At 65.8% G+C, this 25,351-nt stretch carries 23 protein-coding genes and 1 tRNA gene; 23 read left to right on the forward strand and 1 reads right to left on the reverse strand.

Annotated features, from left to right (window positions below):
- Nucleotides 1-140: 140 nt before the first annotated feature.
- The 7 genes from dnaJ to ACZ5BH_RS11470 all read left to right on the forward strand — a co-directional run bounded on the left by dnaJ (nucleotide 141) and on the right by ACZ5BH_RS11470 (nucleotide 9,048).
- Nucleotides 141-1,274, forward strand: a complete 1,134-nt coding sequence (gene dnaJ / locus ACZ5BH_RS11440; RefSeq protein WP_464889395.1) for a molecular chaperone DnaJ — start codon at nucleotides 141-143, stop codon at nucleotides 1,272-1,274.
- Between the two features lie 176 nt (nucleotides 1,275-1,450).
- Entirely contained in the window at nucleotides 1,451-2,266 is an 816-nt protein-coding gene (locus ACZ5BH_RS11445) for a hypothetical protein (protein WP_464889396.1), read from the forward strand.
- Between the two features lie 121 nt (nucleotides 2,267-2,387).
- Nucleotides 2,388-3,197 carry a 4-hydroxy-tetrahydrodipicolinate reductase gene (dapB, locus tag ACZ5BH_RS11450; protein WP_464889397.1) on the forward strand — a complete coding sequence of 270 codons (810 nt, stop codon included), beginning with the start codon at nucleotides 2,388-2,390 and terminating at the stop codon, nucleotides 3,195-3,197.
- Between the two features lie 218 nt (nucleotides 3,198-3,415).
- Nucleotides 3,416-4,576, forward strand: a complete 1,161-nt coding sequence (carA, locus tag ACZ5BH_RS11455; RefSeq protein WP_464889398.1) for a glutamine-hydrolyzing carbamoyl-phosphate synthase small subunit — start codon at nucleotides 3,416-3,418, stop codon at nucleotides 4,574-4,576.
- 121 nt (nucleotides 4,577-4,697) lie between these two features.
- Complete coding sequence (gene carB / locus ACZ5BH_RS11460) at nucleotides 4,698-7,919, forward strand: carbamoyl-phosphate synthase large subunit (protein WP_464889399.1); 3,222 nt, start codon at nucleotides 4,698-4,700, stop codon at nucleotides 7,917-7,919.
- Nucleotides 7,916-8,398, forward strand: coding sequence for a transcription elongation factor GreA (gene greA / locus ACZ5BH_RS11465; protein ID WP_464889400.1), 483 nt, complete (start codon nucleotides 7,916-7,918; stop codon nucleotides 8,396-8,398). The genes carB and greA overlap by 4 nt, the downstream gene beginning before the upstream one ends.
- Before the next feature lie 206 nt (nucleotides 8,399-8,604).
- Nucleotides 8,605-9,048 carry a DUF4149 domain-containing protein gene (locus tag ACZ5BH_RS11470; protein ID WP_464889401.1) on the forward strand — a complete coding sequence of 148 codons (444 nt, stop codon included), beginning with the start codon at nucleotides 8,605-8,607 and terminating at the stop codon, nucleotides 9,046-9,048.
- A 239-nt stretch (nucleotides 9,049-9,287) separates the two neighbouring features.
- Here the strand turns inward: ACZ5BH_RS11470 and yhbY are convergent, their stop codons facing one another.
- Nucleotides 9,288-9,578, reverse strand: a complete 291-nt coding sequence (gene yhbY, locus ACZ5BH_RS11475; RefSeq protein WP_464889402.1) for a ribosome assembly RNA-binding protein YhbY — start codon at nucleotides 9,576-9,578, stop codon at nucleotides 9,288-9,290.
- Nucleotides 9,579-9,683: 105 nt separating this feature from the next.
- Between yhbY and rlmE the strand changes: the two genes are divergently transcribed.
- The 16 genes from rlmE to nuoI all read left to right on the forward strand — a co-directional run bounded on the left by rlmE (nucleotide 9,684) and on the right by nuoI (nucleotide 25,347).
- On the forward strand, nucleotides 9,684-10,310 hold the full coding sequence (gene rlmE, locus ACZ5BH_RS11480) for a 23S rRNA (uridine(2552)-2'-O)-methyltransferase RlmE (protein WP_464889403.1): 627 nt from the start codon (nucleotides 9,684-9,686) through the stop codon (nucleotides 10,308-10,310).
- Nucleotides 10,311-10,566: 256 nt separating this feature from the next.
- Complete coding sequence (gene ftsH, locus ACZ5BH_RS11485; RefSeq protein ID WP_464891216.1) at nucleotides 10,567-12,447, forward strand: ATP-dependent zinc metalloprotease FtsH; 1,881 nt, start codon at nucleotides 10,567-10,569, stop codon at nucleotides 12,445-12,447.
- 200 nt (nucleotides 12,448-12,647) lie between these two features.
- On the forward strand, nucleotides 12,648-13,472 hold the full coding sequence (gene folP / locus ACZ5BH_RS11490; protein ID WP_464889404.1) for a dihydropteroate synthase: 825 nt from the start codon (nucleotides 12,648-12,650) through the stop codon (nucleotides 13,470-13,472).
- Nucleotides 13,473-13,477: 5 nt separating this feature from the next.
- Nucleotides 13,478-14,821 (forward strand): phosphoglucosamine mutase, encoded by a 1,344-nt coding sequence (glmM, locus tag ACZ5BH_RS11495; RefSeq protein WP_464889405.1) that lies wholly within the window; start codon nucleotides 13,478-13,480, stop codon nucleotides 14,819-14,821.
- An 89-nt stretch (nucleotides 14,822-14,910) separates the two neighbouring features.
- A complete protein-coding gene (tpiA, locus tag ACZ5BH_RS11500; protein ID WP_464889406.1) occupies nucleotides 14,911-15,663 on the forward strand; it encodes a triose-phosphate isomerase in 753 nt (250 codons plus the stop codon).
- Nucleotides 15,664-15,686: 23 nt separating this feature from the next.
- Entirely contained in the window at nucleotides 15,687-16,091 is a 405-nt protein-coding gene (gene secG, locus ACZ5BH_RS11505; protein WP_464889407.1) for a preprotein translocase subunit SecG, read from the forward strand.
- Between the two features lie 14 nt (nucleotides 16,092-16,105).
- Nucleotides 16,106-16,190 (forward strand) — tRNA-Leu (locus tag ACZ5BH_RS11510).
- A gap of 650 nt (nucleotides 16,191-16,840) precedes the next feature.
- A complete protein-coding gene (locus ACZ5BH_RS11515) occupies nucleotides 16,841-17,197 on the forward strand; it encodes an NADH-quinone oxidoreductase subunit A (RefSeq protein ID WP_464889408.1) in 357 nt (118 codons plus the stop codon).
- A complete protein-coding gene (locus ACZ5BH_RS11520; RefSeq protein WP_464889409.1) occupies nucleotides 17,188-17,664 on the forward strand; it encodes a NuoB/complex I 20 kDa subunit family protein in 477 nt (158 codons plus the stop codon). The genes ACZ5BH_RS11515 and ACZ5BH_RS11520 overlap by 10 nt, the downstream gene beginning before the upstream one ends.
- Nucleotides 17,665-17,668: 4 nt before the next feature.
- Nucleotides 17,669-18,289, forward strand: coding sequence for an NADH-quinone oxidoreductase subunit C (locus tag ACZ5BH_RS11525; protein ID WP_464889410.1), 621 nt, complete (start codon nucleotides 17,669-17,671; stop codon nucleotides 18,287-18,289).
- Nucleotides 18,282-19,535, forward strand: coding sequence for an NADH-quinone oxidoreductase subunit D (locus ACZ5BH_RS11530; RefSeq protein WP_464889411.1), 1,254 nt, complete (start codon nucleotides 18,282-18,284; stop codon nucleotides 19,533-19,535). The genes ACZ5BH_RS11525 and ACZ5BH_RS11530 overlap by 8 nt, the downstream gene beginning before the upstream one ends.
- Nucleotides 19,532-20,044, forward strand: coding sequence for an NADH-quinone oxidoreductase subunit NuoE (gene nuoE / locus ACZ5BH_RS11535; protein WP_464889412.1), 513 nt, complete (start codon nucleotides 19,532-19,534; stop codon nucleotides 20,042-20,044). Before ACZ5BH_RS11530 ends, nuoE begins: the two co-directional genes overlap by 4 nt.
- Before the next feature lie 36 nt (nucleotides 20,045-20,080).
- Nucleotides 20,081-21,370 (forward strand): NADH-quinone oxidoreductase subunit NuoF, encoded by a 1,290-nt coding sequence (gene nuoF / locus ACZ5BH_RS11540; protein ID WP_464889413.1) that lies wholly within the window; start codon nucleotides 20,081-20,083, stop codon nucleotides 21,368-21,370.
- 8 nt (nucleotides 21,371-21,378) lie between these two features.
- Nucleotides 21,379-23,754, forward strand: coding sequence for an NADH-quinone oxidoreductase subunit NuoG (nuoG, locus tag ACZ5BH_RS11545; RefSeq protein WP_464889414.1), 2,376 nt, complete (start codon nucleotides 21,379-21,381; stop codon nucleotides 23,752-23,754).
- A complete protein-coding gene (gene nuoH / locus ACZ5BH_RS11550) occupies nucleotides 23,751-24,848 on the forward strand; it encodes an NADH-quinone oxidoreductase subunit NuoH (RefSeq protein ID WP_464889415.1) in 1,098 nt (365 codons plus the stop codon). The genes nuoG and nuoH overlap by 4 nt, the downstream gene beginning before the upstream one ends.
- A 10-nt stretch (nucleotides 24,849-24,858) precedes the next feature.
- Nucleotides 24,859-25,347 (forward strand): NADH-quinone oxidoreductase subunit NuoI, encoded by a 489-nt coding sequence (gene nuoI / locus ACZ5BH_RS11555; protein WP_464889416.1) that lies wholly within the window; start codon nucleotides 24,859-24,861, stop codon nucleotides 25,345-25,347.
- Nucleotides 25,348-25,351: the final 4 nt, after the last annotated feature.

A 25,351-nucleotide genomic window follows, 5' to 3' on the forward strand; every position in this document is an offset into this window, starting at 1 on the left:
CCTATCCTGTAGGAGCGGCGCAAGCCGCGAAAACGTACTCTCGCGTCAAAACGATTTGAGACATTTGAAACGATCTGGATCCGAACGCGGCCGGCGGGCACAATGACGCCCGTTTCGCCGCAGCAACCTGACAGCAGCCGATGTCCAAGCGTGACTATTACGAAATCCTCGGGGTCAGCCGCACCGCCACCGAGGCCGAAATCAAGAAGGCCTTCAAGCGTCTGGCCATGAAATACCATCCGGATCGCAATCCGGACGACGAGGAAGCCCTGGAGCGCTTCAAGGAGGCCAAGGAGGCCCACGACATCCTCACCGACGCCCAGAAGCGCGCCGCCTACGATCAGTTCGGCCATGCCGGCGTGGATCCGGGCGCCGCGGCCGGCGCCGGCGGCTTCGGCGGCGCCAGTTTCTCCGACATCTTCGGCGACGTGTTCGGCGACATCTTCGGGGGCGGTGGCGGCCGGGGCGGCCAGCGGGTCTACCGGGGCGCCGATCTGCGCTACAACCTGGAACTCACCCTCGAAGAGGCGGTGCGCGGAACCACCGTCAACGTGCGGGTGCCGACCCTGGTGACCTGTGACGAATGCGGTGGCACCGGCGCCCGCAAGGGCACCCGGCCGGTGACCTGCACCACCTGCGGTGGCCACGGCCAGGTGCGCATGCAGCAGGGCTTCTTCTCCCTGCAGCAGACCTGTCCGCGCTGTCACGGCAGCGGGCAGATCATCGAAACCCCCTGCCCCAAGTGCCATGGCCAGGGCCGGGTGGAACAGCACAAGACCCTCTCGGTGAAAATCCCCCCCGGCGTCGACACCGGCGATCGGATCCGCCTGGCGGGAGAGGGGGAAGCCGGCGAGAACGGCGGCCCGCCCGGCGATCTCTACGTGCACATCCATGTGCGCCCGCACGAGATCTTCGAGCGCCGTGGCAACGATCTCTACAGCGAAGTGCCCATCTCGGTGGTCACCGCCGCCCTCGGCGGCGAGCTGGACGTGCCCACCCTCGACGGCCGCGTGAAACTGAAGATCCCGCCGGAAACCCAGAGCGGCAAGCAGTTCCGCCTCCGCGGCAAGGGCGTCAGGGCCGTGCGCGGCCAGGAAGTGGGCGATCTGATCTGCCGCGTGGTGGTGGAAACGCCCGTCAACCTCACCAGGAAACAGAAGGAACTGCTGCGCGAGTTCGAAGCCTCCATGGCCGCCGACAGCGTCCACCACAGCCCCCGCGCCTCCTCCTGGCTCGACGGCGTGAAAAAATTCTTCGAGGACATGAAAGGCTGAAAACCCCCTTGGTCGCAGCTTCCCCCCGGCTGCCAGTAATTCGAAAATCAACAGTAGGAGCGGCGCCCCCGCCGCGATAGAATGCCACAGGCTCGGTGTGCAGGATGCGCACGCTCCGCAGCACACCCACGAAACGCCCCGGCCCAATGGAAACACGCTGAGTAAGGGAGAACGGCATGGGACTGCTCGATGATCTCCGTAACCAGAAAGAGAGTCGCGAGGCCCGCGAGGCCCGGGAAAAGGCGCGGCAGGCGCGCCTCCTGGAGGCCTACCGCGAGGAAATCCACCCCCGCATGCTCGATGCCTATCGCTATCTGAGCGAACTGGCCGACCACCTCAACTACCTCAAGCCCCGTACGGTCGCGCGTTACCCCCTGCTGCCCGGTGGCCGGGAACTGGAATTCCTGCAATCCGATTACAAGATCACCATTGACAATGCCGAGGAGATACGGAGCATCAATCTCCGCTGTGTCTGTAGCTTGCCCAAAAAAGTGCGTTTCGAGATGGAAGGGCAGGAACGGATCCTGAGCCAGACCGAATTGCTGGATCGCTACAAGCTGAAGTACTACCGCAAGGATCGCAAGGACGACGATTACGAACTGATCGCCACCGAATTCGTGCTGGAAGGCCCCATCAACATCAATGTCAGCCTTGAGGGAGATGTGGAGAATACGGCCATCAATCTGTATCTGCGCAATATCGACAAGGCGGGTACGACCCGTCACGTGCTCAAGGCCCGGCATGTCACGGATGAATTCCTCGACAAGCTGGGCAAGTTTCTTCTGCGGGAATCCGACAAGCTGATGGAACTGGAAATCTCCGAGGAAGAGAAACAGCGGATCCGGGAAAAGGTCGAGGCGGAACGCCAGCAACGCCTGCGGGAACTGGAAGAAGCCGAACGCCAGGCGGCGGAGGCCGCCAAGGAAGCGGCGCGGCAGAAATCCTACGCCGAATCCCTGCGTCGCCTGTTCCGGCGCGAACGCGACGACTGATGTCGTCCTTGCGGCACATCGCTGCCCTCGAATGTCCCGGAAATTATCGGTAGGAGCAGCGCCCCCGCCGCGATAGAATAACGTCTCACAACCACAACACACATTCCGGGAAAACAGCAACATGAACCACATCGGAATCGCCGGCGCCTCCGGGCGCATGGGCCGGGCGCTGGTGGAAGCCGTTCATCACACGCCGGGCATGCGGGTGACCGCGGCCGTCGAGCGGGCCGACAGCCCGGTGCTGGGGACGGACGCCGGGGCCATCGCCGGGATCGGGGAGATCGGCGTGCCGGTCACGCAGGACCTGGCCGAAGCCCTCAGGCAGGTCGACGTGCTCATCGATTTCACCCTGCCCGAACCCACCCTCGAACATCTGCGGATCTGCCAGCAGGCGGGAACCCGCATGGTCATCGGCACCACCGGTTTCGACGCGGCCGGCAAACAGGCCATCCGCGAGGCGGCCGACGACATCGGCATCGTCTTCGCCCCCAACATGAGCGTGGGCGTGAATCTCTGCTTCAAGCTGCTGGATCTGGCTGCCCGGGTGCTGGGCGACGAGGTGGACATCGAGATCATCGAGGCTCATCACCGCCACAAGGTCGATGCCCCGTCGGGCACCGCCCTGCGCATGGGCGAGGTGGTGGCCGAAGCCCTGGGCCGCAATCTGGATGAGGTGGCTGTCTATGGTCGCCAGGGCCACACCGGTGAGCGGGAGCGGCGCACCATCGGTTTCGAGACCATCCGCGCCGGCGACATCGTCGGCGAGCATACCGTCATGTTCGCCGACATCGGCGAGCGGGTGGAGATCACCCACAAGGCCTCCAGCCGCATGACCTTCGCCAAGGGCGCGGTGCGGGCCGCCGGTTGGCTGATGGAGCGCGACCGGGGCCTATTCGACATGCAGGATGTGTTGGGGCTGAGGGAAAAGTGAAAAGATAAAGGATACAAGGGGTTGGAAGAACCTCCGGGTTGAAATCCCTCGAAGTGGCCTCGCAATCCGGCTTCCTTTCCTCTTTCATCTTTTTCCGGCTTCCCTTATAATTATGCCGGTCTAGAGGGATTTTCCGGACCTTTCCTTGAAATTTCGAAGCGGGAGGCGCCCCGGCGGGGTAGCCTCCCGCTTTGTACGTGCGCCCTGCGGAGGTTCATTTGAGGCATCCTGCCCTGCTCGCCCTGGAAGACGGCACCGTGTTCCGCGGTGAATCCATCGGTATTGCCGGCCAGACGGTCGGGGAAGTGGTCTTCAATACGGCCATGACCGGCTATCAGGAAATCCTCACCGATCCCTCCTACGCACGCCAGATCGTCACCCTGACCTATCCCCACATCGGCAACACCGGCACCAACGAAGAGGACGAGGAATCCTCGGACGTGCATGCCGCCGGTCTGGTGATCCGGGATCTGCCGTTGGTGGCCTCCAACTGGCGCTCGGAGGAAACCCTCGAGGAATACCTGCGCCGCCACAAGAAGGTGGCCATCGCCGGCATCGACACCCGCAAGCTGACCCGCCTGCTGCGGGAGAAGGGCGCCATGAACGGCTGCATCACTGCCGGCGACGACATCGACGAGGCGGCCGCCATCGAGGCGGCCCGGGCCTTTCCGGGCCTCAAGGGCATGGACCTGGCGAAGGAGGTCACCACCGGCCAGCCCTACGAGTGGGCCCAGGGCAGCTGGAGCCTGGAGGAGGGCCTGCCGAACGCGCCCCATCCCGTGGAAGAACACCTGCCCCGGCACGTGGTGGCCTACGATTTCGGCGTCAAGCGCAACATCCTGCGCATGCTGGTGGATCGCGGCTGCCGCCTCACCGTGGTACCGGCCCGGACCCCGGCCGAAGAAGTCCTGAAGCTCGATCCCGACGGCGTGTTCCTCTCCAACGGCCCGGGCGACCCCGAGCCCTGCGACTACGCCATTGAAGCCATTCGCCAGCTTGCTGACCAGAAGGTGCCGATGTTCGGGATCTGCCTGGGCCACCAGCTCCTCTCCCTGGCCTCCGGCGCGCAGACGGTGAAGATGAAGTTCGGCCACCACGGGGCCAACCATCCGGTGCAGGATCTGGACACGGGCCAGGTGATGATCACCAGCCAGAACCACGGCTTCGCGGTGGACGAAGCCAGCCTGCCCGACAACCTGCGGGCCACCCACCGTTCCCTGTTTGACGGTTCCCTGCAGGGCGTGGAACGCACCGACATTCCCGCCTTCAGCTTCCAGGGCCACCCCGAAGCGAGCCCCGGCCCGCACGACGTGGCGCCGTTGTTCGACAAGTTCATTGAACTTGTCGAACAGGGCCGAGGGTCGAGGGAGACGTCGTAGGAGCGGCGCGAGCCGCGACCATGCGGTGGCGTATGGTTTTCCCAGCGACCAGCCACCAGCAACCCGCTACCGCCGCATCGCGGCTTGCGCCTTTGCGTTGGATTTTTTGAATCAAAGACCCATGCCAAAACGTACCGACATCCACAGCATCCTCATCATCGGCGCCGGCCCCATCGTCATTGGCCAGGCCTGCGAATTCGACTATTCCGGCGCCCAGGCCTGCAAGGCGCTGAAGGAGGAGGGCTACCGGGTCATCCTGGTCAACTCCAACCCGGCCACCATCATGACCGATCCGGAGATGGCCGACGCCACCTACATCGAACCCATCACCTGGGAAGTGGTGGCGCGGATCATCGAGAAGGAGCGGCCCGACGCCCTGCTGCCCACCATGGGCGGACAGACGGCGCTCAACTGTGCCCTGGATCTGGCCCGCGAAGGGGTGCTGGAGAAGTACGGCGTGGAGATGATCGGCGCCAGCCGCGATGCCATCGACAAGGCCGAGGATCGCGAGCGCTTCCGCGAAGCGATGACGAAGATCGGCCTCGACATGCCCCGTTCGGCCATCGCCCACAGCCTTGAGGAGGCCCTGCAGGTGCAGGCTTCCATCGGCTTCCCCACCATCATCCGGCCCTCCTTCACCATGGGCGGCTCCGGTGGCGGCATCGCCTACAACCGCGAGGAGTTCGAGGAGATCTGCCTGCGCGGGCTGGATCTGTCGCCCACCAACGAGCTGCTCATCGAGGAATCCATCCTCGGCTGGAAGGAATACGAGATGGAGGTGGTGCGGGACCGCAAGGACAACTGCATCATCGTCTGCTCCATCGAGAACCTGGACCCCATGGGCATCCACACCGGCGACTCCATCACCGTGGCCCCGGCCCAGACCCTCACCGACAAGGAATACCAGATCATGCGCGACGCCTCCCTGGCGGTGCTGCGCGAGATCGGCGTGGACACGGGCGGCTCGAACGTGCAGTTCGCCATCAACCCCGAGAACGGGCGCATGATCATCATCGAGATGAATCCCCGCGTCTCCCGCTCCTCGGCCCTGGCCTCCAAGGCCACCGGTTTCCCCATCGCCAAGGTGGCGGCCAAGCTGGCGGTGGGCTACACCCTCGACGAGCTGCAGAACGAGATCACCGGCGGCGCCACCCCGGCCTCCTTCGAGCCGGCCATCGACTACGTGGTCACCAAGGTGCCGCGTTTCACCTTCGAAAAGTTCCCCAAGGCCGATCCGCACCTCACCACCCAGATGAAATCGGTGGGCGAGGTGATGGCCATCGGCCGCACCCAGCAGGAGTCGCTGCAAAAGGCCCTGCGCGGTCTCGAGATCGGCGTGGACGGCTTCGACGAAATCCTCGACCGCGAGGCCGACGACGCCATGGACAAGCTCAAGCAGGAGCTCAAGAGCCCCGGCCCCATGCGCCTGTGGTACGTGGCCGACGCCTTCCGCATGGGCCTGGACGTGGAAGATCTGTACCGGCTCACCTTCATCGACCGCTGGTTCCTGGTGCAGATCAGGGAGATCGTCGAACTGGAGGAACAGGTACGCGCCGGCACCCTGGCCGATCTGGACAAGGATCGCCTGTTCCGCCTCAAGCGCAAGGGCTTCTCCGACCGCCGTCTGGCGAAGCTGCTCGGGATCAGCGAGCAGGCCATGCGCGAGCACCGGCAGGCTCTCGGTGTGCGCCCGGTCTACAAGCGGGTCGACACCTGCGCCGCCGAATTCGCCACCAACACCGCCTACATGTACTCCACCTATGAAGAGGAGTGCGAGGCGGCCCCGACGAATCGCGACAAGATCATGGTCCTCGGCGGCGGCCCCAACCGGATCGGCCAGGGCATCGAGTTCGACTACTGCTGCGTGCATGCCGCCTTCGCCATGCGCGACGACGGCTACGAGACCATCATGGTCAACTGCAACCCGGAGACCGTCTCCACCGACTACGACACCTCCGATCGTCTCTACTTCGAGCCGCTCACCCTCGAGGATGTGCTGGAGCTGGTGGAACTGGAGAAACCGAAAGGCGTCATCGTCCAGTACGGCGGCCAGACCCCGCTCAAGCTGGCCCGGGATCTGGAGGCGGCCGGCGCGCCCATCATCGGCACCAGCCCCGATTCCATCGATCTGGCCGAGGACCGCGAGCGCTTCCAGCAGATGATCGAGGCACTGGGCCTGCGCCAGCCACCCAACCGCACCGCCCGCGCCGAGGAGGAAGCCGTGCGCCTGGCGGAGGAGATCGGCTATCCGCTGGTGGTGCGCCCGTCCTACGTGCTGGGCGGCCGGGCCATGGAGATCGTCTACAACGAAACCGAGCTGCGCCGCTACATGAACGAGGCCGTGCGCGTCTCCAACGACTCGCCGGTGCTGCTCGACCGCTTTCTCGACGATGCCGTGGAGGTGGACGTGGACGCCATCGGCGACGGTGAACAGGTGCTGATCGGCGGCATCATGCAGCACATCGAGCAGGCGGGCGTGCACTCGGGTGACTCGGCCTGTTCCCTGCCGCCCTACGGCCTTTCGCAGCAGGTGCAGGACGAGATGCGCGAGCAGGTGCGCAAGATGGCCCGGGCGCTGAACGTGGTGGGCCTGATGAACACCCAGTTCGCCATCCAGGGCGATACCGTCTACGTCCTGGAGGTCAACCCGCGCGCCTCGCGCACCGTGCCCTACGTCTCCAAGGCCACCGGCCGCCCGCTGGCCAAGATCGCTGCCCGCTGCATGGTCGGCAAATCCCTGGCCGAGCAGGGCATCACCACGGAAGTGGTGCCCGACTATTTCTCGGTCAAGGAGGCCGTGTTCCCCTTCAACAAGTTCCCGGGCGTGGATCCCCTGCTGGGACCGGAGATGAAGTCCACCGGCGAGGTGATGGGCGTGGGGCGCAGCTTCGGCGAGGCCTATGCCAAGTCGCAGATCGCCGCCGGCGTGAACCTGCCGCGCGGCGGCAAGGCCTTCCTCAGCGTGCGCGATACCGACAAGCCGGGCATCGTCGAAGTCGGCCGGCAACTGGTCGAACTGGGCTTCGAGCTGGTCGCCACCCACGGCACCGCCCGGGTGCTGATCGCCGCCGGCCTGCCGGTGCAGGCCGTCAACAAGGTGAAGGAAGGGCGGCCGCACGTCGTGGACATGATCAAGAACGACGAGATCGCGCTTATCGTCAACACCACCGAAGGCAGCCAGGCCATCGCCGATTCGGCCACCATCCGCAGCAATGCCCTGCAGCACAAGGTGACCTACACCACCACCCTCGCCGGCGGCCTGGCTCTGTGTACTGCCCTGCGTGAAACCGACCTGACGGCGGTCAACCGCCTTCAGGATCTGCACAAGGAGATTGCCTCATGAGCCGAGCCCCCATGACCGTCAAGGGCGCCGAGAAACTGCGCGCCGAACTGAAGGAACTCAAGAGCGAAAAGCGGCCCAGGGTGATCCAGGCCATCGCCGAGGCCCGCGAGCACGGCGATTTGAAAGAGAACGCCGAATACCACGCGGCCCGCGAGCAGCAGAGCTTCATCGAAGGCCGCATCAAGGAGATCGAAGCGATCCTCTCCAACGCCGAAATCATCGATCCCGCCAAGGTGGGCGAGTCGGCCGGCAGCAAGATCGTCTTCGGCGCCACCGTCGATCTCTACGACATCGAGGCCGACAAGGAAGTGACCTACCAGATCGTTGGCGAGATGGAAGCCGACATCAAGCACAACCTCATCTCCGTCACCTCACCCATCGCCCGCGCCCTGATCGGCAAGTCCGAAGGCGACGAAGTCGTGGTTCAGGCGCCGGGCGGCGAGCGGGAATACGAGATCGTCAAGGTCCGGTACGAGTGAACCAGGCGCGTACTTCAGTGGAAGTTACGCAGAGGGCGCAGAGACGCAGAGGACGCCGAGTTCATGTTATATGGGGTGGTTTGTTGATCAACGATGCTGGGCTCAATTTTCCCGATATCTGTCGGGACATGAAAATCATTCAACACAATTCCTCTGCGAACTCTGCGTCTCTGCGCCCTCTGCGTTCCTTCCACCGGACCCACTAGATGCACGCCGGCGAACGCATCCTTCTCACCCTCTGGATCGGCGGCATGTGGACCGTCGGTTACGTGGTCGTGCCAACCCTGTTCGACATGCTCGATTCGCGGATCCTGGCCGGGGCCATCGCCGGCAGGCTGTTCACCATCCTGAGCTTCATCGGCATCCTCGCCGCGATCGTGCTCATCGCCGGGCAGTTCCTGCGTGCACCGGTGCCCTGGCGGCGCAACTGGCGTCTCGGGGTGCTGGCGGGCATGCTGGTCATCCTTTTGATCGGCCAGTTCGGCCTGCAACCGCAGATGGCCGCCCTCAAGGCCGCCGGCCTCGCCGATCCCGCCACCGCCGCGGCTTTCGGCCGCCTGCACGGCATCGCCTCGGCCCTGTTCCTCGTCAACAGCCTCCTGGGACCGGTGCTGGTGATCTTCGGCCTCGGCGCCAGCCGCGAGGAATGACGATCCACCACAAAGGCGCAAAGGACGCAAACCCCTGTAGGAGCGGCGCAAGCCGCGATACAAACTCCGCCGGAATCCCCTGTAGGAGCGGCGCCCTCGCCGCGACCTTGCGGTTGCGGGTAGCGAGTGGCGGGTAGCGGGTAAAGCTCAACGCCGTTCCCAGCGACCCGTTACCGCATTTTCGCGGCGAGGGCGCCGCTCCTACACGCCGGATCCCTTCGCGCCTTCGCGTCGGTTCTTCAGGGCAACACGATCCTGGGCTTTTCCGCCGGCCGGTAGAAGGCCGCCACGTGGCCGATGCTGAGTACCCAGTCGGCACCGGTTTCCCGGGCGATCCGGTCGATCATGGCCTGGCGTTCCTCCCGGTCGGCGGCGTTGACCCGCACCTTGATCAGCTCGTGGTGGGCCAGGCGGCCGTCGATTTCGGCCAGCACCGTCTCGGTGAGGCCGGCGCCGCCGACGATGACCACGGGCTTGAGATGATGGGCGAGCTTGCGCAGATGACGGCGCTGAGTTTGCGTAATGGGCATGAAATCAGAGAAACGTGAAAGGATACAAGAGGAAAGAGGAACGGCGTATTATACCCCTTACCGGCATCCTTGTATCTTTCCACTTTCCTCTTTTCGCTGATTTCCATGGCCAAACGCAGCAAGACCTCCGGCAAGTGGCTGAAGGAACACTTCGACGATCCTTACGTGAAGCGCGCCCAGCAGGAAGGCTGGCGCTCGCGGGCGGTCTACAAGCTCATGGAGATCGACGAGCGGGATCGCCTGCTGCAGCGGGGGATGACGGTGGTGGATCTGGGCGCGGCGCCCGGGAGCTGGTCCGAATGGGTGGCGCGCAAGGTGCAGCCCGGCGGGCGGGTCATCGCGCTGGACATCCTGCCCATGGACAGCCTCCCCGACGTGACCTTCATCCAGGGCGATTTTCGCGAGCAAACCGTTCTGGATCAGTTGCTTGCCACCATCGGCGAGCAGCCGGTGGACCTTGTAATCTCGGACATGGCCCCCAATATCAGTGGCATGAAAGCCGTCGATCAGCCCCGGGCCATGTACCTGGCCGAACTGGCGCTGGATCTGGCGGAACAGGTGCTCCGTCCCGGTGGGGATCTGCTGATCAAGGCCTTCACCGGCGAGGGCCTGGACGCGTTCAAGCGCCAGTTGCGCGCCCGGTTCGGCAAGCTGCAGGTGCGCAAGCCCAGGGCCTCCCGGCCCCGTTCCCCCGAAATCTACCTCCTGGCCCGGGATTTTCGCCCCGGCTGAGGGCGTTTCGGACAAAAATCGGGGACATTATTCCCCGCGGGGACGCAACCTGCCGTGTTTTGCGTAGTCCAATAGCCGGAAAACCGGAATGGATGCGGGGATGACTTCTCCGGCCATTCCTATATTATTACCCTGTTGGAAACCGATTCATCCATCAACCCGAACGAGGCACGGAGTCTGACTCCGGCGATGAGGTAACGTTTTGAACGATCTAGCCAAGAACATTCTGCTGTGGGTGATTGTCGCCGTCATCCTGATGATGGTGTTCAACAATCTCAACACCACGTCCGCCAGCACGCCCCTGGCCTATTCGGACTTCCTGCAGAGCGTGCGCGCCGGCGAGGTGAAGGAAGTGGTGATCAAGGGCGGCAACGTGATCAGCGGCAAGCTGACCAATGGCGCGCGTTTCTCCACCTACAGCCCCGAGACCGACAACAAGGCCATGATTGGCGAGCTCATGGACCACGGCGTGAAGATCACCGCCCAGCCCAACGAGCCGTCCATCTGGACCCAGATCTTCATTTCCTGGTTCCCCTTCCTGCTCATCATCGGCCTGTGGATCTTCTTCATGCGCCAGATGCAGGGCGGCGGGGGCGGCAGCCGGGGGGCCTTCTCCTTCGGCAAGAGCCGCGCGCGCCTGCTGGGCGAGGATCAGGTCAAGATCACCTTCGCCGACGTGGCCGGCGTGGACGAGGCCAAGGAAGAGGTGGCCGAACTGGTGGAATTCCTGCGCGATCCGGGCAAGTTCACCCGCCTGGGCGGCAAGATCCCTCGTGGCGTGCTGATGGTCGGCCCGCCCGGCACCGGCAAGACCCTGCTGGCCAAGGCCATCGCCGGTGAGGCCAAGGTGCCGTTCTTCACCATCTCCGGCTCCGACTTCGTGGAGATGTTCGTGGGCGTGGGCGCCTCGCGGGTGCGCGACATGTTCGAGCAGGCCAAGAAGCACGCGCCCTGCATCATCTTCATCGACGAGATCGACGCCGTGGGCCGCCATCGTGGCGCCGGCCTGGGCGGCGGGCACGACGAGCGCGAGCAGACCCTCAACCAGCTGCTGGTGGAGATGGACGGCTTCGAGGGCAACGAGGGCGTGATCGTCATCGCCGCCACCAACCGGCCGGACGTGCTCGATCCGGCCCTCCTGCGCCCCGGCCGCTTCGACCGGCAGGTGGTGGTGCCTCTGCCCGACATGCTCGGCCGCGAGCAGATCCTCAAGGTGCACATGCGCAAGGTCCCCATCGCCGACGACGTGGATGCCAAGATCATCGCCCGCGGCACCCCCGGCTTCTCCGGCGCCGATCTGGCCAACCTGGTCAACGAGGCGGCCCTGTTCGCCGCGCGCGCCAACAAGCGCCTGGTGAGCATGGAAGAGTTCGAGAAGGCCAAGGACAAGATCATGATGGGTGCCGAGCGCCGCAGCATGGTCATGAACGAGGACGAGAAGAAGCTCACCGCCTATCACGAGGCGGGGCACGCCATCGTCGGCCTGTCGGTACCCTCCCACGATCCGGTGTACAAGGTCACCATCATTCCCCGCGGCCGTGCCCTGGGCGTGACCATGTTCCTGCCGGAGGAGGATCGCTATTCCTACAGCAAGGAGCGCCTGGAGAGCCAGATCGCCAGCCTGTTCGGCGGGCGCATCGCCGAGGAGCTGATCTTCGGCCCCGAGCACGTTACCACCGGCGCCAGCAACGACATCCAGCGGGCCACCGAGATCGCCCGCAACATGGTCACCCGCTGGGGCCTGTCGGAGAAGCTCGGTCCGCTGACCTACGGCGAGGAGGAGGGCGAGGTGTTCCTGGGCCACTCGGTGACCCAGCACAAGAACGTCTCCGACGAGACCGCCCACATCATCGACGAGGAGATCCGCTCCATCGTCGATCGCAACTACGCCCGGGCGCGCAACATCCTCACCGACAAGATGGACAGGCTGCACATGATGGCCGAGGCCCTGATCAAGTACGAAACCATCGATCAGGATCAGATCGCCGACATCATGAACGGCCGCGAACCCCGGCCGCCGGCCCACTGGGACGATTCGGAACCGCCCCGGGGCTCGGCCCCGGCCGGCGAAACCGACGATCGCCGCGGCAAGGAAGCCGGCGAAGGCCCCATCGGCGGCCCGGCCTCCGAACACTAGCTCGCTGCACGTGGGCGTGGCGGTAGGTCGGGCTTCAGCCCGACACTCGCCCGCCTGCTGATTGCCGACATGCGTATCGGATGGGTGTCGGCCTGAAGGCCGACCTACAGCGCCACCGGATGTGGAACCGCACGTCCGGTGGTTTGAGAGGACGGCGGGGGTGATCCCCTCTCTCCCTGCCCGCTCCTGGATTCCGCATCATGCTGAAGCTTGGCGATTACCCCCTCCCCACGCCCGCGGTCATGGGCATCCTCAACGTCACCCCCGACTCCTTCTCCGACGGCGGGCGTTTCATCGGGCGCAACGCGGCCCTGCGGCGGGTGCGGGCGATGATCGCCGAGGGCGCGGCCATCATCGACGTGGGGGGCGAGTCCACCCGCCCCGGCGCCCGGGCAGTGAGCGTGGACGAGGAACTGGCGCGGGTGATTCCGGTCATCGAGGCCATTCGCAGCGACTCGGACATCCCCGTTTCCATCGACACCAGCAAGCCCGAGGTGATGCGCGCGGCGGTGGCCGCCGGCGCCAGCCTCATCAACGACGTGCGCGCCCTGCGCGAGCCGGGGGCCCTCGAGGTCGCGGCGGCACTGGGCGTGCCCGTGTGCCTCATGCACATGCGCGGCGAGCCGCGAACCATGCAGCAGAACCCCCATTACGACGATGTGGTGGAGGAAGTGCTGGCCTTCCTCGACGCCCGCGTGGCCGCCTGCGAGGCCGCCGGCATTCCCCGCAGCCGCCTGATCCTCGATCCGGGCTTCGGTTTCGGCAAGACGCTCGAACACAACCTGGCCCTGTTCCGGGCCCTGCCGCGTTTCGTCGCCACCGGCCTGCCGGTGCTGGTGGGCGTCTCCCGCAAGTCGATGATCGGCCAGGTGCTGGAGGTGCCGGTGGAGGATCGCCTGGCCGGTAGCCTGGCCCTGGCTACCCTCGCCGTCGGGTTAGGTGCCGCCATAGTTCGTTCGCACGATGTCAGGGAAACCGTCCATGCGGTTAGAATGGCCGCCGTGGTCAGCAACGGAGAGGAGTGAGCGACATGGAAAAACGCCGTTATTTCGGCACCGACGGGATCCGCGGCCGGGTAGGGGAAGGGCCCATCACCCCCGAGTTCGTGCTCAAGCTGGGCTGGGCGGTGGGCCGGGTGCTCGGCCGCGATGGCGGCAAGGTCCTGATCGGCAAGGACACCCGGATCTCCGGTTACATGTTCGAGTCGGCCCTGGAGGCGGGCCTGTCGGCCGCGGGCCTCGACACGGCGCTGCTCGGCCCCATGCCCACGCCGGCCATCGCCTATCTCACCCGCACCCAGCACGCCCGCACCGGTATCGTCATCTCCGCTTCCCACAACCCCTATCACGACAACGGCATCAAGTTTTTCTCCGCCGAAGGCACCAAGCTGCCCGATGATGTGGAGCTGGCCATCGAAGCCGAGCTGGACAAGCCCCTGGCCTGCAACGACTCGGCCCGCCTGGGCAAGGCCACCCGCCTCGAGGACGCCGCCGGGCGTTACATCGAGTTCTGCAAGAGCACCTTCCCCTGCGGCCGGGATCTGGCCGGGCTGAAGATCGTCGTGGACTGCGCCCACGGCGCCACCTATCACGTGGCCCCGGCGGTGTTCGACGAACTGGGCGCCCGGGTCACCGCCATCGGGGTCGAGCCCGACGGCCTGAACATCAACGACGGCGTCGGTTCCACCCACCCCGCAGCCCTGCAGCGCCGGGTGGTGGAAGAGGGCGCCGATCTGGGCATCGCCCTGGACGGCGACGGCGACCGTGTGCTGATGGTGGACGGCGACGGGACCCTGCTCGACGGCGACGAGCTGCTCTACATCATCGCCATGGAACGCCAGGCCCGCCAGGCCCTGGAAGGCGGCGTGGTCGGCACGCTCATGACCAATCTGGGGCTGGAACACGCCTTCGCCCGCGAAGGCGTGCCCTTCGCCCGGGCGAAGGTCGGCGATCGCTACGTGCTCGAACGCATGCGGGCCAGCAACTGGCGGCTGGGCGGCGAATCCTCGGGCCACATCATCTGCCTGGATCGCACCACCACCGGCGATGGCATCGTCTCCGCCCTGCAGGTGCTCGCGGCCATGGCCCACACCGGCCGCAGCCTGGGCGAACTGCGCGCCGGCATGACCAAGTACCCCCAGGAGCTGATCAACGTGCGCCTGGAGCGGCGTATCGACGTGCTCGGCCTGCCGGCCGTCCAGGCCGCCGTGGCCGAGGCCGAGGCCCGCCTGGCGGAGCGGGGCCGGATCCTGCTGCGGCCCTCCGGCACCGAACCGCTGATCCGGGTCATGGTCGAAGGCCAGGACGCCGCCGAAGTGGCCCGGGTGGCCAGCGAACTGGCCGAGGTGGTGCGCACCGCCATCACCGCCGCCTGACTTCCCGCATTGATTTATGCGCCGCCGGCGGGTATCCTTTCGCGCTTTCCGAAGACCGTCCGCAAACCGCAGAATCTGGAGAGGCATCCATGCGTCAACCCCTGATCGCCGGCAACTGGAAGATGAACGGCACCCGCGAGTCCATCAAGGCCCTGCTCGACGGGATCAAGGCCGGGATCGGGGACGTGAAGGTGGCCGAAGTGGCCGTCTGCCCGCCCTTCGTCTATCTGGCCGACGTGCAGGCCCAGCTCGAGGGCACGCCCATCGCCTGGGGCGCGCAGAACCTCAGCACCGAACTCAAGGGCGCCTTCACCGGCGAGATCGCCGCGCCCATGCTGAATGATTTCGGCTGCAAGTACGTGATCGTCGGTCACTCCGAGCGCCGCACCCTGTTCGGCGAGGACGATGCCACCGTGGCCACCAAGTTCGCCGTGGCCCGCGCCAATGGCCTCAAGCCCATCCTCTGCGTGGGCGAGACCCTCGAGGAGCGCGAGAAGGGCGTGACCGAGGACGTGGTGGCCCGCCAGATCCAGGCCGTCATCGACAGGGAAGGCGTCGCCGCCCTGGCCGACGGCGTGATCGCCTACGAGCCCGTCTGGGCCATCGGCACCGGCAAGACCGCCAGCCCGGAACAGGCCCAGGCCGTGCACGCCTTCATCCGCGGCATGATCGCCGGGCAGGATGCCGGCGTGGCGGAGGCCCTGCGCATCCAGTACGGCGGCAGCATGAACGCCGGCAATGCCGCCGAACTGCTGGCCCAGCCCGACATCGACGGCGGCCTGATCGGCGGCGCCTCGCTCAAGGCCGAGGATTTCCTGACCATCTGCCGCGCCGCGGGCTGAGCCCGGCGCCCGAAGAAACCGAGATGCTGCACAATATCATTCTGGTCATCCACGTCCTGATCTCCGTTGCCCTGATCGGGCTCATCCTGATCCAGCAGGGCAAGGGCGCCGAGGCCGGTGCGGCCTTCGGCAGCGGTGCGTCGGGAACCGTGTTCGGCGCCCGCGGCGCCGCCTCGTTCCTGACCCGCACCACGGCCATCCTGGCCACCCTGTTCTTCATTACCAGCCTGAGCCTGGCCTACCTGGCCTCCATGGAGTCCAAACCGGTCAGCGCGGCGGAGAAACTGGAGCAGATCCAGACCCCGGCCCCGGTCTCCGACGTCCCCAGCGTCGAGACCCCGGCCACGGCCCCGGCCGGCGGCAGCGACGTGCCCGCCGCCCCGGCGGCGCCGGCCCAACCGCCTGCGGAGAATGCCGGGAAACCATAGGAAAACGATTTCAAGCCGAAGTGGTGGAATTGGTAGACACGCTATCTTGAGGGGGTAGTGGCGAAAGCCGTGCCGGTTCGAGTCCGGCCTTCGGCACCATACGCTGTAAGAAACAACCGGGGCCTGTCCCCGGTTTTTCTTTTTTTCCCGTCGACCCGTCACGGTTCCGTGCCGGCTGACGCGGGCCCTCCATGGCCCGCGCCCTGCGGGCGCCGCTGCCGCGGCGTCCGGTTCCGCTCCCGGCGGAACCGTCGAGTCCGGCCTTCGGCACCAACTTGAAACGAAAAAACCGGGGCTTTGCCCCGGTTTTTTCGTTTCAGGGACGAGGGACGAGTGGCGAGGGCCGAGGAGGGGGAAATCGTTGCCTTGTTCCCCGTAGCGTAGGGCGGGTCAAGCGAAGCGGACCCGCCATGGAAGAATCCCCTGCATTTCACGTTGTAAAAATCCGTTTTCCTGGCGGAAAAGACCGTTCTCCCTGCCGGTGATCTTTTTCGATTTCGGGAAAATCCGCAGGGTCAATCCCTCGCAAACGGGAATGGCTCGCGATTCCTGATGAAAGGATTAAGGTACTGTTTTATCTGTCATATTTGTTCCATTCCTGGACAGCGTTTACTTTATGCAACGATAAGAATCGCAAACTTGACACCCCCTTGCCGCCTGCCTAGACTGCCTCGAATGTGCTGCCACGGCAGACGCGATAACGAAAAGAAAACCGCCCTCGCGGTCAACCATCGGGGTAGAGGAAACGCATGCTGGAAAACTACCTGCCAATCCTGATCTTCATCCTCGTTGGACTGGCAGTCGGCGGCATGATGATCATGCTGGGTTTCATCCTCGCCCCCAACCGCCCCGACAGCGAAAAGCTCTCGCCCTACGAGTGCGGTTTCGAGGCCTTCGAGGATGCGCGCATGAAGTTCGACGTGCGCTATTACCTCGTCGCCATCCTCTTCATCATCTTCGATCTGGAAATCGCCTTCCTGTTTCCCTGGGCCATCGTGCTCAAGGAGATCGGCTGGTTCGGTTTCATCGCCATGAGCCTGTTCCTCGGCATCCTGGTGATCGGTTTCATCTATGAATGGAAGAAGGGGGCTCTGGAATGGGAGTAGAAGGCGTCCTCAAGGAAGGTTTCGTCACCACCCAGGCCGACAAGCTCATCAACTGGGCGCGGACCGGTTCCCTGTGGCCCATGACCTTCGGCCTCGCCTGCTGCGCGGTGGAGATGATGCACTCGGCCGCGGCCCGTTACGATCTGGACCGCCTGGGGATCATCTTCCGCCCCAGTCCCCGCCAGTCGGACGTGATGATCGTGGCCGGGACCCTGGTCAACAAGATGGCCCCGGCCCTGCGCAAGGTCTATGACCAGATGGCCGAGCCGCGCTGGGTGATCTCCATGGGCTCCTGCGCCAACGGCGGCGGCTATTACCACTATTCCTATTCGGTGGTGCGCGGCTGCGACCGGGTGGTGCCGGTCGACATCTACGTGCCGGGCTGTCCGCCCACCGCCGAGGCCCTGATCTACGGCATCCTGCAGTTGCAGAACAAGATCCGCCGCACCAACACCATCGCCCGCTGAGCCCATGTCCGCCTACTACGAAGAACTGCTGGAAACCCTGCAGGAGCGCCTCGGCGAGGCCGTGGTCAACCCGCGCGTGGCCTTCGGCGAGCTGACCTTCGAAACGCCGCCGGAGAAGCTGCTCGCCACCTGCCGCGCCCTGCGCGACGACGACGCCTTTGCCTGCGCCCAGCTCATCGACCTGTGCGGCGTGGACTATTCCGAATACGGCGAGATGCCCTGGGACGGGCCGCGCTATGCGGTGGTCTATCACCTGCTGTCGATCCGCCACAACCACCGTATCCGGCTCAAGTGCTTCATTGACGGCGAGCCGCCGCGCATCGACTCGGTGCTCGACATCTGGGCCTCGGCCAACTGGTTCGAGCGCGAGGCCTTCGATCTCTACGGCATCCTCTTCGAGGGCCACCCGGATCTGCGCCGCATCCTCACTGACTACGGTTTCGTCGGCCACCCCTTCCGCAAGGACTTTCCCCTCTCGGGCAACGTGGAGATGCGCTACGACCCGGAACGCCAGCGGGTGGTCTACGAGCCGGTGACCGTGGAGCCGCGCATCAACCAGCCGCGGGTGATCCGCCACGACAACCGCTACCTGGATCCGGCCAGCGAGGAGGGCGGCGATGCCTGAGATCCGCAATTACACGGTCAACTTCGGGCCCCAGCATCCGGCCGCCCACGGCGTGCTGCGCCTGGTGCTGGAGATGGACGGCGAGGTGGTGCAGCGCGCCGATCCCCACGTGGGCCTGCTGCACCGGGCCACCGAGAAGCTGGCCGAATCCAAGATCTACAACCAGTCCATTCCCTACATGGACCGGCTCGACTACGTCTCGATGATGGTCAACGAGCACGCCTACGTGCTGGCCATCGAGAAGCTGCTGGGCATCGAGGCACCCATCCGCGCCCAGTACATCCGTGTGATGTTCGACGAGATCACCCGCCTGCTGAACCACCTCATGTGGCTCGGCACCCACGCCCTCGACGTGGGCGCCATGACCATGTTCCTCTACTGCTTCCGCGAGCGCGAGGATCTGATGGACATGTACGAGGCGGTCTCCGGCGCGCGCATGCACGCGGCCTATTACCGCCCGGGCGGGGTGTACCGGGACCTGCCCGACAGCATGCCCAAGTACACGGAAACGAAGTACCGCGACAAGGACGAAGTCCGGCGCATGAACGCCAACCGCGAAGGCAGCCTGCTCGACTTCATCTGGGACTTCACCGAGCGCTTCCCCGGTTACGTGGACGAGTACGAAACCCTGCTCACCGACAACCGGATCTGGAAGCAGCGTACCGTCGGCATCGGCGTGGTCAGCCCCGAACGGGCCCTGCAGCTCGGCTTCACCGGCCCCATGCTGCGCGGCTCGGGGATCGAATGGGATCTGCGCAAGAAGCAGCCCTACGAGGTCTACGATCGGCTCGACTTCCAGGTGCCCATCGGCGTCAACGGCGACTGCTACGACCGCTACCTGGTGCGGGTGGAGGAGATGCGCCAGTCCAACCGCATCATCCGCCAGTGCGTGGAATGGTTGCGCAAGCACCCGGGCCCGGTGATGCTCGAGAACCACAAGGTCACCCCGCCGAGCCGCGAGGAGATGAAGAGCGAGATGGAAGCCCTGATCCATCACTTCAAGCTCTTCACCGAAGGCTACGTGCTGCCCGAGGGCGAGGCCTATGCCGCCGTCGAGCACCCCAAGGGCGAGTTCGGGATCTACCTGGTGTCGGACGGCGCCAACAAGCCCTACCGCCTCAAGATCCGGCCGCCCGGCTTCATCCATCTCGCCGCCATGGACGAGATGGCCCGCGGGCACATGCTGGCCGACGTGGTGGCCATCATCGGCACCATGGACATCGTATTCGGAGAAATCGATCGATGATGACAGGCACCACCGCAAGCGCCGGCCGCATCGAACTCATCAGCGAGGCGTCCCGCGTCGAGATCGATCGCTGGATCGCCAAGTACCCGCCCGAGCAGAAGCGCTCGGCGGTGATGGCCGCCCTGCGCATCGTCCAGGATCAGAACGGCGGCCACCTGACCACCGAACTGATGGACGCCGTGGCCGCCTACCTGGAGATGCCGCCGGTGGCCGTGTACGAGGTGGCCACCTTCTATTCCATGTACGAGCTGGAGCCGGTGGGCAAGCACAAGATCTGCGTGTGCACCAACATCTCCTGCATGTTGCGTGGCTCCGACGAGGTGGTGGCCCACCTGAAGGAACGGCTCGGTATCGGTTTGGGCGAGACCACCCCCGATGGCCGCTTTACCCTCAAGGAAGTGGAATGCCTCGGCGCCTGCGTGGAGGCCCCCATGTTCCAGATCGGCCAGACCTACTACGGCAACCTCACGCCGGAGAAGATCGACGAAATCCTGGAGGGGCTGGACTGATGCGCAGCACCGTCAATCAGGCAGGAGGGCCGCGGCATGGCCAATGAAGTCTGCTTCCGCACCCTGCACCTGGAGCGGCCCTGGACCCTCGACAGTTACCGCAGCGTCGGTGGCTACCGGGTGGTGGAGAAGATCCTGCGCGAGAAGATCCCGCCCGAGGAACTGATCGAGGAGCTCAAGACCTCGGCCCTGCGCGGCCGCGGCGGCGCCGGCTTTCCCACCGGCCTCAAGTGGAGCTTCATGCCGCGCAACGCGCCCGGGCAGAAATACATCGTCTGCAACTCCGACGAGGGCGAGCCCGGCACCTGCAAGGACCGCGACATCCTGCGCTACAACCCGCATCAGCTCATCGAGGGCATGATCATCGCCGGTTACTGCATCGGCGCCACGGTGGGCTACAACTACATCCGCGGCGAGTTCTGGGAGCCCTACGAGCGCTTCGAGGCGGCCCTGGAAGAAGCCTACGCGGCCGGCCTGCTGGGCAAGAACCTGTTCGACTCGGGCTTCGACTTCGATCTCCATACCCATCTCGGCGCCGGCGCCTACATCTGCGGCGAAGAGACCGCCCTGCTCGAATCCATCGAGGGCAAGAAGGGCCAGCCCCGCTTCAAGCCGCCGTTCCCGGCCGGCTTCGGCCTCTACGGCCGGCCCACCACCATCAACAATACCGAGACCCTCGCCTCGGTGCCGGTGATCCTGGAAAAGGGCGGCCAGTGGTTCCTGGAGATGGGCAAGCCCAACAACGGCGGCACCAAGCTGTTCTGCGTCTCCGGCCACGTCAACCGGCCCGGCAACTTCGAGATCCCGCTGGGCACGCCCTTTGCCGAGCTGCTGGAGATGGCCGGCGGCGTGCGCGACGGGCATGAATTGAAGGCGGTGATTCCCGGCGGCTCCTCCACCCCGGTGATTCCCGCCGAGGTGGCCATGGAGATGGACATGGACTACGACTCCATCGCCAAGGCCGGCTCCATGCTCGGCGCCGGTTCGGTGATCGTGATGGACGAGACCACCTGCATGGTCCGCGCCCTGGCCCGCCTGTCCCATTTCTACTACGAAGAGTCCTGCGGCCAGTGCACCCCCTGCCGCGAAGGCACCGGCTGGCTGGCGCGGGTGATCCACCGCATCGAGCACGGCGAAGGCCGGCCCGAGGATCTGGACCTGCTCGACGACGTGGCCGGCCGCATCGCCGGCCGCACCATCTGCGCCCTGGGCGACGCCGCGGCGATGCCGGTGCAGAGTTTCCTCAAGCATTTCCGTGACGAGTTCGAGTATCACATCGAACACCGCACCTGCATGGTCGGGCCCGGGGCCCGAAACGAAGGCTGAGACGCGCCATGGTCACCATCGAAATCGACGGCAAGACGCTCCAGGTGCCCAAGGGCAGCATGGTCATCGAGGCGGCCGATGCGGCCGGCATCGTGATCCCCCGTTTCTGCTATCACAAGAAGCTGTCGGTGGCCGCCAACTGCCGCATGTGCCTGGTGGAAGTGGAAAAGGCGCCCAAGCCCCTGCCGGCCTGCGCCACCCCGGTCACCGACGGCATGAAGGTCTTCACCCGCTCGCCGCTGGCCCTCGAGGCGCAGAAGAGCGTCATGGAGTTCCTGCTCATCAACCATCCCCTCGACTGCCCCATCTGCGATCAGGGCGGGGAGTGCGATCTGCAGGATCTGGCCATGGGCTTCGGCAAGGACGTCTCGCGCTTCACCGAGAACAAGCGGGTGGTGCCCGATCCCGACATCGGCCCGCTCATCGCCACCGGCATGACCCGCTGCATCCACTGCACCCGCTGCGTGCGCTTCGGCCAGGAGATCGCCGGCATCCAGGAACTGGGCGCGGTGGGGCGTGGCGAGCACACCCGGATCGGCACCTACGTGGCGCGCGCCGTCACCTCCGAACTCTCCGGCAACGTCATCGATCTGTGTCCGGTGGGCGCGCTCACCTCCAAGCCCTTCCGCTTCAAGGCCCGGGCCTGGGAACTGACCCACCACGCCGGCATCGCCGCCCACGACTGCATCGGCTCCAACATCGAATACCACGTGCGGCGCAACGAAGTGATGCGCGTGCTGCCGCGGGAGAACGAGGCGGTCAACGAAACCTGGATTTCGGATCGGGATCGCTTCAGCTACCCCGGCTTCTACAGTGACGATCGCGCCACCCGGCCGCTGATCCGCCAGGGCGAGGAGTGGAAAGCGGTGGACTGGGAGACCGCCATCGCCTATGCCGCCGAAGGGCTCGGCCGGGTTCGCGAGAAATACGGCGCCGAGCGCCTCGCCGCCCTGACCTCGCCCAACGCCAGCGTGGAAGAAGGCTACCTGCTGCAGAAGCTGATGCGGGCCCTCGGCGCCCACAGCGTGGATCACCGCCTGCGCCGGCTCGACTTCCGCGCGCCCGACAGCGAACCCCTGGCGCCGGCCCTCGGCATGGCCATCGCCGATCTGGAGACGCTGGACGCGGCCCTGCTGATCGGCTCCTGGACCCGCAAGGATCAGCCCCTGCTCGGCCACCGTCTGCGCAAGGCCGCCCTGCGCGGAGCGCGCATCGCCGCGCTCAATCCCCTGCGTTACGAGTTCAACTTCCCGCTCTCCGAGCATCTGGTGCATGCGCCGCCGGTCCTGCCCGCGCAGCTGGCGGCCATCGCCAAGGCCCTGCTGGTGCTCAGCGGCCGGCCCGCGCCCGAAGGCCTGGAGCGGCTGCTCGAGAACGTGGAGGTCCACGAAAGCCACCGGCGCATCGCCACCGATCTCTACGAAGGCGAGCGGACCGGCGTGTTCCTCGGCCTGCAGGCCCAGAGCCTGCCCAACCTGACCGAACTGCGGGCCCTGGCCAACGTGATCGCCGAACAGGCCGGCGCGGCGCTGGGCCATTTCAGCGACGGCGCCAATGCCGTGGGCCTGGCCCTGGCCGGCGTGCTGCCTCACCGGAGCGTGGGCGGTCAGGCGGTGGAGAAGGCCGGCCACGCCGTGGATGCGATTCTCGGCGGCGAGTCCCGCGGCCTGATCCTGCACGGTTTCGAACCCGAATTCGACACGGCCAACCCCGGCGCGGCCCTCGCCGCCCTGCAGACGGCCGATTTCGTGGTGGTGCTCAACGGCTACGACACCCCGGCCATGCGCCGCTATGCCGACGTGATCCTGCCGGTGAGCCTGGTGCACGAGAGCGGCGGCACCTTCGTCAATGCCGAGGGCACCTGGCAGACCTGGCGCGGTGCCGTGCGCCCCTGCGGCGAGGCGCGGCCGGCCTGGAAGGTGCTGCGGGTGCTCGGCAATTTCCTGAAACTCGACGGTTTCGAGCAGGAAACCGTGGAAGCCGTGCGCGACGAGCTGCGCCAGGCCCTCGGGCAGATCGCGCCGGATACCCGCTCCCCCTGGCAGGCCCCGGCGAGCCTCGCGGGGCAGGGCGGCGAGCTGTACCGCATCGGTCATCTGCCCCTCTATGCAGTGGATGCGGTGGTGCGCCGCTCCCAGCCGCTGCAGGAGACCACCGATCACATCGTCGGCGCCCTCTATCTCAACCGCGCCACGGCCGATCGCCTGGGCCTGTCCGAAGCCGACACGGTGCAGGCCAGTCAGGACGGCCACACGGCCACCCTGCCGCTGGTGATCGACGAAGGGGTGCCCGATGACTGCGTGTTCATTCCCCAGGCGGTGCCGGGCAGTGATTCGCTGGGCCCGGCCTGCGGCCCCGTTGCGTTGCAGAAGGTGACGGCATGATGGACTGGTTCGTGGAACTGTGGCAGGCGGTCCCCCTCGGGGTGCAGACCGTGGTGATCATCCTCCTGCAGATCATCGCCATCGTGCTGCCGCTGATGCTGTGTGTCGCCTACCTCACCTACGCCGAGCGCAAGGTGATCGGCGCCATGCAGATCCGCATGGGGCCCAACCGCGTGGGCTTCTTCGGCCACCGGCTGTGGGGACTCGGCCAGCCCATCGCCGACGCCGTGAAGCTGATGTTCAAGGAGATCGTCATCCCCGCCGGCGCCAACCGCGGCCTGTTCCTGCTGGCGCCGGTGCTGTCCATCGGCCCGGCGCTGGCGGCCTGGGCCGTGGTGCCCTTCGATGCCCATCTGGTGCTGGCCGACATCGACGCCGGCCTGCTCTACGTGCTGGCGGTCACCTCCATCGGCGTGTACGGGGTGATCATCGCCGGCTGGGCCTCCAACTCCAAGTACGCCCTGCTTGGCGCCATGCGTTCCGGCGCGCAGATCGTCTCCTACGAGATCGCCATGGGCTTCGCCCTGGTGGGCGTGCTGATGGCTGGCGGCTCCCTGAACCTGGGCGAGATCGTGCGTGCCCAGCAGGGCAGCGTCCTGCACTGGTTCTGGCTGCCGCTGCTGCCCCTGTTCGTCATCTATTTCGTCTCCGCCGTGGCCGAGACCAACCGCGCGCCCTTCGACGTGGCCGAGGGCGAGTCGGAAATCGTCGCCGGCTTCCACGTGGAATACTCGGGCATGGCCTTCGCCGTGTTCTTCCTCGCCGAATACGCCAACATGATCCTGGTCTCGGGCCTGACCGCCATCATGTTCCTGGGCGGCTGGCTCTCGCCCCTGCAGGGGCTGCTGCCCGAAAGCGCCTTTGGCGTGCCGGTGATCGGCGCCCTGCTGGGCGACGGCATCCACTGGTTCATCATCAAGACCGCCTTCTTCCTGTTCCTGTTCCTGTGGTTCCGCGCCACCTTCCCGCGCTACCGCTACGATCAGATCATGCGTCTGGGCTGGAAGATCTTCATTCCCATCACCATCGTCTGGCTGCTGGTGGTGGGTGTCATGATTCTCGCCGGGCTGCCGCCCTGGTTCGACGGGGCGTAGGAGGACTGCCATGACCGCATTCGCCCGTTTCCTCAAGAGCCTGTTCCTGCTGGAGCTGTTCAAGGGCCTGTCGGTGACCGGCCGCTATTTCTTCGCGCGCAAGTTCACCCTGCAGTACCCCGAGGAGAAGACCCCGCTCTCGCCGCGCTTTCGCGGCCTGCACGCGCTGCGCCGCTATCCCAACGGCGAGGAGCGCTGCATCGCCTGCAAGCTCTGCGAGGCCATCTGCCCGGCCCTGGCCATCACCATCGAGGCCGAAGAGCGGGAAGACGGCACCCGCCGCACCACCCGTTACGACATCGATCTGACCAAGTGCATCTTCTGCGGCTTCTGCGAGGAATCCTGCCCGGTGGATTCCATCGTCGAGACCCACATCTTCGAATACCACGGCGAGGAGCGGGGCGATCTCTACATGACCAAGGACCGCCTGCTGGCGGTCGGCGACAAGTACGAGGCCGAGATCGCCGCGGCCCGCAAGCAGGACGCTCCCTACCGCTAACCGG

The organism is Thioprofundum lithotrophicum, assembly GCF_055387065.1.

Coding starts and splice junctions, on each gene's coding strand:
- dnaJ (WP_464889395.1), top strand. CDS start 141: ATGTCCAAGCGTGACTATTACGAAATCCTCGGGGTCAGCCGCACCGCC.
- ACZ5BH_RS11445 (WP_464889396.1), top strand. CDS start 1,451: ATGGGACTGCTCGATGATCTCCGTAACCAGAAAGAGAGTCGCGAGGCC.
- dapB (WP_464889397.1), top strand. CDS start 2,388: ATGAACCACATCGGAATCGCCGGCGCCTCCGGGCGCATGGGCCGGGCG.
- carB (WP_464889399.1), top strand. CDS start 4,698: ATGCCAAAACGTACCGACATCCACAGCATCCTCATCATCGGCGCCGGC.
- greA (WP_464889400.1), top strand. CDS start 7,916: ATGAGCCGAGCCCCCATGACCGTCAAGGGCGCCGAGAAACTGCGCGCC.
- ACZ5BH_RS11470 (WP_464889401.1), top strand. CDS start 8,605: ATGCACGCCGGCGAACGCATCCTTCTCACCCTCTGGATCGGCGGCATG.
- yhbY (WP_464889402.1), bottom strand. CDS start 9,578: ATGCCCATTACGCAAACTCAGCGCCGTCATCTGCGCAAGCTCGCCCAT.
- rlmE (WP_464889403.1), top strand. CDS start 9,684: ATGGCCAAACGCAGCAAGACCTCCGGCAAGTGGCTGAAGGAACACTTC.
- ftsH (WP_464891216.1), top strand. CDS start 10,567: ATGATGGTGTTCAACAATCTCAACACCACGTCCGCCAGCACGCCCCTG.
- folP (WP_464889404.1), top strand. CDS start 12,648: ATGCTGAAGCTTGGCGATTACCCCCTCCCCACGCCCGCGGTCATGGGC.
- glmM (WP_464889405.1), top strand. CDS start 13,478: ATGGAAAAACGCCGTTATTTCGGCACCGACGGGATCCGCGGCCGGGTA.
- tpiA (WP_464889406.1), top strand. CDS start 14,911: ATGCGTCAACCCCTGATCGCCGGCAACTGGAAGATGAACGGCACCCGC.
- secG (WP_464889407.1), top strand. CDS start 15,687: ATGCTGCACAATATCATTCTGGTCATCCACGTCCTGATCTCCGTTGCC.
- ACZ5BH_RS11515 (WP_464889408.1), top strand. CDS start 16,841: ATGCTGGAAAACTACCTGCCAATCCTGATCTTCATCCTCGTTGGACTG.
- ACZ5BH_RS11520 (WP_464889409.1), top strand. CDS start 17,188: ATGGGAGTAGAAGGCGTCCTCAAGGAAGGTTTCGTCACCACCCAGGCC.
- ACZ5BH_RS11525 (WP_464889410.1), top strand. CDS start 17,669: ATGTCCGCCTACTACGAAGAACTGCTGGAAACCCTGCAGGAGCGCCTC.
- ACZ5BH_RS11530 (WP_464889411.1), top strand. CDS start 18,282: ATGCCTGAGATCCGCAATTACACGGTCAACTTCGGGCCCCAGCATCCG.
- nuoE (WP_464889412.1), top strand. CDS start 19,532: ATGATGACAGGCACCACCGCAAGCGCCGGCCGCATCGAACTCATCAGC.
- nuoF (WP_464889413.1), top strand. CDS start 20,081: ATGGCCAATGAAGTCTGCTTCCGCACCCTGCACCTGGAGCGGCCCTGG.
- nuoG (WP_464889414.1), top strand. CDS start 21,379: ATGGTCACCATCGAAATCGACGGCAAGACGCTCCAGGTGCCCAAGGGC.
- nuoH (WP_464889415.1), top strand. CDS start 23,751: ATGATGGACTGGTTCGTGGAACTGTGGCAGGCGGTCCCCCTCGGGGTG.
- nuoI (WP_464889416.1), top strand. CDS start 24,859: ATGACCGCATTCGCCCGTTTCCTCAAGAGCCTGTTCCTGCTGGAGCTG.